Here is an 8995-nt window from a genome sequence, read left to right on the forward strand (position 1 = left end):
CCACCGCAAAATCAATCAGTTGTCACGTCGATGTCACCGATGTCATGTCCTTGCGGATGGATGTCAGCTCCATGTCACGCCAGCGGGTGACCGATAAGGCGATGTAACGGCTTCACACCCGGAGCCGTCCATCCATGCAACCTGCGAACCAGCGCCGCCTCCAGCGGCACGTCCTCACCGCCGCCCTGCTGTCCGTCCTGACGCTGCCGGCCTACGCCGGCGTGAACTGCCAACTGGTCGATGCCGCCGGCACGCCGCTCACCCTGGACAGCACGGCGCCGGGCAGCGAAGCGCTGGCCTGCGGTCCCGACGCCAAGGCCAACGGCGACGGTTCGACCGCCGTGGGCGACGAGACCACCGCCGATGGCAAGAACGCCACCGCCATGGGGTCGTGGATCGACCTGGACGCCGACGGCGTGGTCGACGCCAACGAAATCACCTGGGCCAAGGGCCTGAGCTCGACCGCCATGGGCGCTGCAGCCCAGGCCCTGGGCGATAACAGCACCGCCATTGGCGTGCGCGCGGTGACCGCCACGGTCGGCAGCGTTGCCATTGGCAACCAGGCCGGTGCCGTACATGCCGGTTCGACCCAGGTCACCACCGACGTCAACAAGAACGGTACCGGTGGCTTTACAACGACGACCGGGCCGGCCACGCCGACCACGCCTTCGGGCAGCAGCAGCAACAGCATCGCCGTCGGCACCAGTGCCAGCGCGAACGGCAGCAACTCGATCGCCATGGGTACCAACGCCAGGACTCGTTCCATCAATGGGACCGTCACGTTCAACGAAGACAAGAGCACGGGCGACACCCTCATCACGCGCACCACCACCACCGTCGAGTCGCCGACCACCAATTCGGTCGCGATCGGCAACAACGCGGCGGTCAACGGCACCGGCTCGATCGCCCTCGGAAACGGCGCGACCATTGACGGCAACAAGATCACCACGTGGCAGAGTCCGTCGTATGGGCGCTTCACCTTCAGCACGTCGGAATCGGCGGTCAACTCGGTCGCCATCGGAAACAACGCCCGCTCAATGGGCAACAACAACGTCGTGATCGGCGCCGGCGCGCAGACCCTGGGCGACCTCTACTACTTGCCCTACGACGTCGTCTGGCAGGACATGAACTCCACCGTCATTGGCGCCAATGCCATCGTCGGCCGCGGCATGGGCACGGCCGTGGGCTACTCGTCCTACGTCAACGGCCGCAGCGGCGCGGCGGTCGGCTACGCGGCGACTGCAGTGGGCCAAGGTTCGACCGCCGTCGGCGGCTGGCTCGACTGGCAGGCTGCCTTCGGTGCGCCGGCGGTCAGTGGCCCGGGCGCTATTTTCAACCCATATGGCAAGGCCTACGCGGTCAGCCTGGGCGCGTCGTCCTACGGCGGCGGCGCCTACGCATGGGGCAACTACAGCACCGCCATCGGCGCTGGCGCGCGTGCTGGAGATCGCGACAGCGAATACAACCCGGCGCAGCCGACCTCGCAATTCGACTCGCTCGACCCGACCGTCATCGGCGGCGCGACGGCGCTGGGCTTCAACGCGAGTGCGCAAGGCCGCGCGAGCGTCGCCGTCGGCAACCAGAGCATCGCCTACAACGCCGAAGCCGTTGCCATTGGCTCGGAGTCGGTCGCCTTCGGCCTCGACAGCATCGCCGTGGGCACCAATGCGGTCTCGACCTGGCACAAGAGCATTGCCATCGGCGAGAACGCCTTCGCCGACGGTTACACCGGCACGGCCAACATCGCCATCGGACAGGACTCCAAGACCGCGCCAGGCGTGAGCGGCCCGACCAGCAACGCGATCGCGTTCGGCACCGGCGCATTCGCCAGCGAAACCGCAGCACTGGCCATGGGCGCAGCCGCCCAGGCTACCGGAGTCAACGCCACCGCCGTGGGCAACGGCGCGCAAGCGCTGGCCGACAGCAGTTCGGCCTTCGGTGACAGAAGCCAGGCCACCGCTGCCGATGCCACCGCCGTGGGCTACTACGCCTACGCCACAGGTGAATCATCCGTGGCGTCGGGCACCAACGCCTTCGCCCAGGGCGCAAACAGCATCGCCAGCGGCAACAGCAGCTACGCCGGCGGCGGCGACGCCGTCGCGGTCGGCAGCTACGCCGTCGCTGAAAGCAGCGGCAGCCTGGCGATCGGCAGCGGTGCCGCCGCGTACGGCCTGCAGAGCATCGCCATCGGCCTGAACTCCACCGCCGAGCGCGACAACGTCGTTTCGGTCGGCAATGCCGGCGCCGAACGCCAGATCGTCAACGTCGCCGACGGTGTGGAAGCCACCGACGCGGTCAACAAGGGCCAGCTGGACGCCGTGGTGGTCAGCGTCGGCGGCACCATCGGTGCGCAGCTGGATACGGTGGCGACGGCACTGGGTGGCGGTGCGGCCGTGAACACCCTGGGCATCTCCGCACCGAGCTTCGCGTTCTCGGGCGGCAACTACAGCAACGTCGGCGCCACCTTCAGCGCCATCGATGCGGCATTCACCGGTCTCAACAACCGCGTGACGTCGCTTGAGACGGCGGTGGCCAATCCGGCACCGGGCACCGGCGGCGGAGCGCCGACCGGCACCGGCAACGGCCTGGCCATTGGCACCGCTTCCAATGCCGCCGACACCAACGACACCGCCATCGGCAACGGCGCCAACGTCGGTGCCGCCAACGGCACCGCGCTGGGCAACAACGCCGTCGTCGATGCCGGCGCCGAGAACGCCGTTGCCGTCGGCGCCGACAGCCACGCCAGCGCCAGCGACTCGGTCGCACTCGGCCAGGGTTCGGTTGCCGACCAGGCCAACACCGTGTCGGTCGGCAACGCCACGCAGCAGCGCCGCGTGACCAATGTCGCCGCCGGCACGGCCGCCACTGACGCCGCCAACGTGCAGCAGGTGCAGGACGGTGATGCGCAGGCGCTGGCTTCGGCCAATGCCTACACCGACACCACCGCGACGCAGACGTTGACGCGTGCCAATGCCTACACCGACAGCAAGCTGCAGTCCTGGAACGACAGCTTCGACGACCTGCGCAACGACCTGGGTTACCGCCTGAAGAAGCAGGACGAGCGCATCGACCGCCAGGGCGCGATGAGCAGCGCCATGATGAACATGGCGATCAACGCGGCCAACTCGCGCAGCCCGCGTGGCCGCGTCGCGGTCGGCGCCGGCTGGCAGAACGGCGAGAGCGCGATGTCGGTGGGCTATTCCAAGTCCATCGGTGAGCGTGCCTCGATGAGCATCGGCGGCGCCTTCAGCAGCGACGACAGCTCGGCCGGCGTCGGCTTCGGTATCGACCTGTAAACCCTCCACGGCAACGCACGGCGCCCGTCGGGGGCGCCGTGACCACTCTTCGCATTCGTAGGAAACCGTCATGACCCTTCGCCGTACTGTTCTCAGCCTGCTGATCGCAGGAGCCTGCTCGCCGGTCTTTGCCGGCACCGTCGACCTGACCTCGCTCGACGACGCCACGCTGTCCCCCCGCTTCATCGTCAAATACAAGAGCGGCAGTGCCGAACGCGATCAGGCAACCGTGCGCCAGCGCTCGCTCGACGCCGCCGCCACGCGCGCCCGCCCGCAGATGAGCGCGAAGATTGCCGCGCTGCAGGGCAACGCCGCGCTGCGCGTGCAGTCGCTGCGCGCCACCGTCGGTGGCAAGCACGTCGTCAAGGCATCGCAGCGCCTCAACCGCAGCGAAGTCGAGGCGCTGATGCGCGCGATTGCAGCCGATCCCAATGTCGAGTCCATCGCCGTCGATCGCCTGATGCATGCCGCCGCGATGCCGAACGACCAGGTGCTCGCCAGCCACCAGATGTGGCACTACGGCACCGGCGCCGGCGGCGCGCGCGTCACCACCGCGTGGGACGCCGGTGCGACCGGCGCGGGCGTGGTCGTGGCGGTGATCGACACCGGCGCAACGCACCATGCCGACCTGGAAGCGAACCTGCTGCCGGGCTACGACTTCATCACCGACGCCTTCGTTTCGCGCCGCGCCACTGATGGCCGAGTCGCGGGCGGCTGGGACACTGGCGACTACAGCGCCGCCAACGATTGCGGCACTGGCGCGCCGGCCAGCAACAGCAGCTGGCACGGCACGCACGTGTCGGGAACGATCGCAGAAGTGACCAACAACACCATCGGCGGCGCCGGCATCGCCTACAACGCCAAGGTCGTGCCGGTGCGCGTGCTGGGGCGCTGCGGCGGCTATACCTCCGACATCAACGACGCGATCGTCTGGGCTGCGGGCGGGCACATCGAGGGAGTGCCGGACAACGCGAACCCCGCCGAGGTCATCAACATGAGCCTGGGCGGCGCGCACGAGTGCGAGGTCGACACGCAGACGGCGATCAACACCGCTGTCGGCCTGGGTGCGACGGTCGTCGTCGCAGCCGGCAATGACAACTCGCCGGTGACCGGGCATGCGCCTGCGAGCTGCGCGAACGTCGTCACGATCGGCGCCACCGGTGCCTCGGGCCAGCGCGCGAGCTACTCGAACTACGGTCCCGGCATCGATCTGGCCGCGCCGGGCGGTGCCGGTACCGAAGGCGTGCCGGGCGGCTACATCTGGTCGACGCTCAACAACGGCACCACCGTTCCGGGCAGCGACATCTACGCTGGCTACACCGGTACGTCGATGGCGACCCCGCATGTCGCCGGCATTGTCGCGCTGATGCAGAGCGTGGCGCCGCAGCCGCTCACTCCTTCGCAAGTCGAAGGCCTGCTCAAGGCCACCTCGCGTCCGTTCCCGGTCAAGCAGTCGCAGGCCAATGGCTCGGGCATCGTCGACGCGTCGGCCGCCGTAGCGCGCGCCCGCACGTTCGGCCAGCCGATCGACGGACTGCCGACCACGCCGGGCGTCGTGATGGTCCTGCCGCCGATGGCGATGGGCGAGCGCGACCTGTATGCCATCGATGTTCCGGCTGGCGCGACCAGGATCGAGATCACCACCTATGGCGGCCGCGGCGAAGTGCAGTTGCTGCTCGGCTACGAAACCGATCCGCTGCCGGGCCAGAACGCCGGTGCATCCAGCCGTCCCGGCATCAACCAGTCGATTATCGTGGCCAATCCGGCACAGGGGCACTACTACCTGGCGATGAGCGCGACCAAGGACACCAGCGGTGCGCGAATGCTGATCAAGGTGTACTGATTTGGAAGGCAAGCCTGCAATCGCCGCGGTCGCGCTGCTGTGGCTGCCGTTGGCGTGCGGGTGGCGTTCGGCGCAGGGACGGGAGGTCCCTGCGCCAACGCTGTTGCCGGCCGGTCACGAGACCATGGTCGAAGTGCGGGCGGCCGATGCCGGGCGCGAGATCCGGCTGGCATCGGGCCAGCTGCTCTCTGTCGATCTCCCGGCCGCTTCGGCCTCGGGCTATTCCTGCTGGGTAAGCGATCCGGCGGGTCATGTGCTGGAGATCGAGCGAGAGCCGGCGCGGGCGATCCTCAGCCGCACGTGGATCTTCCGTGCCGCCGAGAGCGGGCGCGATGAACTGCGGTTCGACTGCCACCAGGAGCTGTCGGGCGAACCGATACGCCGGTATGCATTCCAGATCCAGGTCGAGTGACGGGATTCGAGGGCGATGGCTCTGCATTAGGATATGGACTTCCTACGGCACCAGGGCAGGCCGGGCGCATGCGCCTTACGCGGTACAGGTTTGGCGAGTTCGAGCTCGACCCCGGATCGCGCGAGCTGTGGCGTGGCGGCGAGCGCATCGCTCTGCCGCTCAAATCGCTCGAATGCCTGGCCTATCTCGTCGCCAATCGCGAGCGGGCCGTCGGACGCGATGAACTGATCTCCGCGGTGTGGGGCCGCACGGAGGTCAGCGATACGGTCATCGCGCAGACCATGCGTCGGGCGCGCAAGGCGCTGGACGACGCCGGCGATCGCCAGGCGATGGTGCGGACGGTGTCCGGCTTCGGCTATCGCTGGGTGGCGCCCGTGGAGGTCGTTGACGCATTGCCGGCCGACGTGGTCACGCCTGTAACGTTGGTACCTCCTGCACAGGATCCGCTTCAGCTCGCGGCAGCCCAGGCAGCCGCCGCTACACAGCAGCTGTCGACGCCGCCCCCTGCGCTGAAGTGGAAATGGGTCGGTGTGGTGCTGGTTGTCGCCGTCGCGGTCGCCGCTGCGGCATGGTGGAATCTTCGTGACCAGCCTGACGTCGCGACCAAAGGCGTGGTCGACAGCGATCTGGTGATGGTCCTGCCGGTCAGCGTCGAGCCCGCAGATCCGGAATTCACCTGGGTTCGACTCGGTGCCATGGACTACGCCGCTGGGCGACTTCGCGCGGGCGCGCTCAAGGTGGCGCCCAGCGAGCAGACTTTGCACCTGAGTTCGTCGCTGATGGCGCGCCCGGATCAGACGGGTCAACTCGGACCAGGCGACACCACGCTGAAGCGTTTGCTGGAGCAGAGCGGCGCGCGCTGGTTGCTGGTACCGCAGGCTCTGCAGGAGCGCGGCCGCTGGCGCGTGCGCTTGCTTGCTGTCAGCAGGCAGTCGGACGTGCAGGTTGAGGCGCAGGGTGACACGCCGCTGCGCGCGATGGCCGTGGCCACGGATGCCTGGCTGCGACGGATCGGTCGTTCGCCATCGCTCGCCGCGCCCAGTGCGATCACCGAGCGGCTGCAGAGAATTGACGCCGAGCTCGACGCCGGCCAACTGCAGGCCGCGCGCGAGCAGATCACCAGGGCACCTGCCACGCAGCGCAGCGATGCCCGGATGCAGGTGCGCGAGGGGCAATTGGAGTACCGCGCCGGCAACATCGAACGGGCCAAGGTACTGTTCGACGGAGCGCTTGCGGCAGCCGGGCAGTCCACTGCTACGCGCGCCAAGGGATTGATGGGCCTGGGCGCTGTGGCCTTGCGGCAGAAGCGCTTCGCCGATGCGCAGCAACGTTACACCGATGCATTGGCGGCGTTGCAGGCAGCGGGCAACGATATCGATGATCCGACCCTGGTCGGTAATGCCTACAACGGCCGCGGAGTGGCCCGCATCCAGGCAAACGATGTTGACGGTGCGATCGCCGACCTGGGCCTGGCACGGATCGCGATGCAACAGAACGGCGATCTGATCTCCGCGGCGATGGTGGGTTCCAACATCGGCCAGATCGAAGTGATCCGGGGCCACCTGCCACAGGCCGTGCAGGAGTTCGACCGATCCAACGAAGTGTTCCGGCGATATCAGGTGCGCGACTATCTGGGCGCCACCCTGGCGGCCAAGTCCGGCGCGCAATTGCGGATGGTGCAACCGGCGCAGGCACTCCAGACGACCCAGGAGGCCGCTGCCCTGGCCAAAGCCATCGAAGATCCGACCCTGATCAACAGGATCGGCAGGGCGCATGCGAGCGCACTGCTGAGCAACGGCCAGATCGACGCGGCTGAAGCCGTCCTGCGGAAGATGCAGGCCGCCAATGCCGAAGACGCCGACGGCGTTCTTGCCGGACTGGCCATGGAGATCGCGCTGTCGCGAGGTGACCGCGACCGGGCCGCGCGCATCGCGTCGCACGTTCGGTCGCCATCTTCCAGTACCGACCTGGAAACGGTGCTGGTGGCCGCGCAGGCCGCCGGTAGTGCGGCCGACGCCGAGGCATGGAGTTCACTGATCGATTCGGGAATCTTCGAGACCCAGCGCAACCAGACCTGGGGCGCGCCGCTTGCCAGGGGAATCATCGATCGACGCTTTGGCAGCCGAGGGTCCGCGCTGGCTGCCGCGACCAGTGCTACGGACCTGGCCAATCGAGAGGGTGCCCCCAATGACCGCGTGAGGGTTGGCATATTGCGGGGGCTGTTGCTGCTGGAGGAAGGACAACCCCAGGCCGCCAGCGCCGTGCTGGGCGAACTCGATGCCTATGCTTCAGTCGACTATCGCGTGGCGTGGTTCGCGTGGCACCTGTATCGACATGGCAAGAACACCGCCGTCGCGGAGCGCGCACGCCTCCAGGCCGAGGCGCTGCGCGGCCAGCGTTCGCTGGATGCCGAACCCCTGCTTTGAATGCAGGTCATTCATCGGCGTTGCTCGACCCCCGCTGCACGTCGAACTTCACCTCGACCCTGCGGTTCGGCAGCAGGCATTCGTGCAGCGATTTCGCCGACACGCCTTCGCACGACTGCACCGGTTCGCTGTCGCCGCGCCATTCGTAGCTGATGACGTCCGCCGCAATGCCCTGCGCGACCAGGTAATCGCGCACGGCCGTCGCCCGGCGCTTCGACAGGTCCTCGTTGTACTGGCGGTTCGGTCCCTGGATGCGGTCGGCGTGGCCGGTCAGGCGCACGGCCGTGACCTTGAGTTTCTCGTCCCTGACGCGCGCGATCGCCTCGGTGACGGCGCGCATCGAGTCCGGCCGCACGCGCTGCATCGAGTCGCGGTCGAAGTCGAACAGCAGGTTCGCCGTCAGCTCCATGTTCTGCGGCACCGGCGTGCAGTTGCGCGCCAGCGCCTCGGCGTCGTTGACGTAGTCTTCGGCCATCTGCACATAGGGCTTGGCGTGGCGCCAGCCCTGCTGGTTGAACTCGTTGCCGGCATGGACCAGTTCGACTTCGCCGCAAGCCATCGCCTGCTGCGCGCACTCGTAGCCAGGCGTTCCGTAAATGGCGCCAAAGCGCTTCCACAGATCCTCGCGCAGGCGGGCGGCGTTGTTCACCGCCGGAGTCTCGTTAGGCAGCGGTGTCACGCCCTGTTCCATCGCGACGATCAGCTTGGTTGATTCGTCCAGCGCGTCCTGCGGGAAGTCGCTGCGATCGTTGCGGCTGTACTCATGGAACGAAACGTCGAGCCAGCACTGCGCCTTGGACAGGTGGTAGTCGCGCACGGGGCGGCCGCCGTCGTTGAGTGCCTGGATGCGGTCCTGCGTGCCCTGGTACAGCGAGTTGTCACGATAGATCGATTCGTCGGTGATCCGGCCCTTGCTCGGGGTCAGCTGCGCGTCGCTGCTCTGCGCGTGCACGAGCATGGGCGCCTGCGCGAGCGCCAGCAGCAGGCCGATCAACAGGGGCGTCGATGCAATGGTCAT

5 protein-coding genes are annotated in these 8995 nt (G+C 67.8%); 4 read left to right on the forward strand and 1 reads right to left on the reverse strand.

Going from position 1 to position 8995, the window contains the following annotated elements; translation table 11 throughout:
• The first annotated feature begins 134 nt into the window (after positions 1 to 134).
• The 4 genes from HIV01_RS15110 (at position 135) to HIV01_RS15125 (ending at position 7977) form a co-directional block, all read left to right on the forward strand.
• Positions 135 to 3296: a YadA-like family protein gene (locus HIV01_RS15110; protein WP_200609254.1), complete on the forward strand. Its 3162-nt coding sequence runs from the start codon at positions 135 to 137 to the stop codon at positions 3294 to 3296.
• 70 nt (positions 3297 to 3366) lie between these two features.
• Entirely contained in the window at positions 3367 to 5139 is a 1773-nt protein-coding gene (locus HIV01_RS15115) for a S8 family peptidase (RefSeq protein WP_200609251.1), read from the forward strand.
• 1 nt (position 5140) lies between these two features.
• Positions 5141 to 5551 (forward strand): hypothetical protein, encoded by a 411-nt coding sequence (locus HIV01_RS15120; RefSeq protein WP_200609249.1) that lies wholly within the window; start codon positions 5141 to 5143, stop codon positions 5549 to 5551.
• Positions 5548 to 7977 (forward strand): winged helix-turn-helix domain-containing protein, encoded by a 2430-nt coding sequence (locus HIV01_RS15125; RefSeq protein ID WP_200609247.1) that lies wholly within the window; start codon positions 5548 to 5550, stop codon positions 7975 to 7977. The genes HIV01_RS15120 and HIV01_RS15125 overlap by 4 nt, the downstream gene beginning before the upstream one ends.
• Before the next feature lie 7 nt (positions 7978 to 7984).
• Here the strand turns inward: HIV01_RS15125 and HIV01_RS15130 are convergent, their stop codons facing one another.
• Complete coding sequence (locus HIV01_RS15130) at positions 7985 to 8995, reverse strand: OmpA family protein (RefSeq protein WP_200609245.1); 1011 nt, start codon at positions 8993 to 8995, stop codon at positions 7985 to 7987.

Origin of the sequence: Lysobacter arenosi, assembly GCF_016613475.2 — a bacterium.
Taxonomy (GTDB): domain Bacteria; phylum Pseudomonadota; class Gammaproteobacteria; order Xanthomonadales; family Xanthomonadaceae; genus Lysobacter_J; species Lysobacter_J arenosi.

Coding starts and splice junctions, on each gene's coding strand:
- HIV01_RS15110 (WP_200609254.1), top strand. CDS start 135: ATGCAACCTGCGAACCAGCGCCGCCTCCAGCGGCACGTCCTCACCGCC.
- HIV01_RS15130 (WP_200609245.1), bottom strand. CDS start 8,995: ATGACCATTGCATCGACGCCCCTGTTGATCGGCCTGCTGCTGGCGCTC.
- HIV01_RS15115 (WP_200609251.1), top strand. CDS start 3,367: ATGACCCTTCGCCGTACTGTTCTCAGCCTGCTGATCGCAGGAGCCTGC.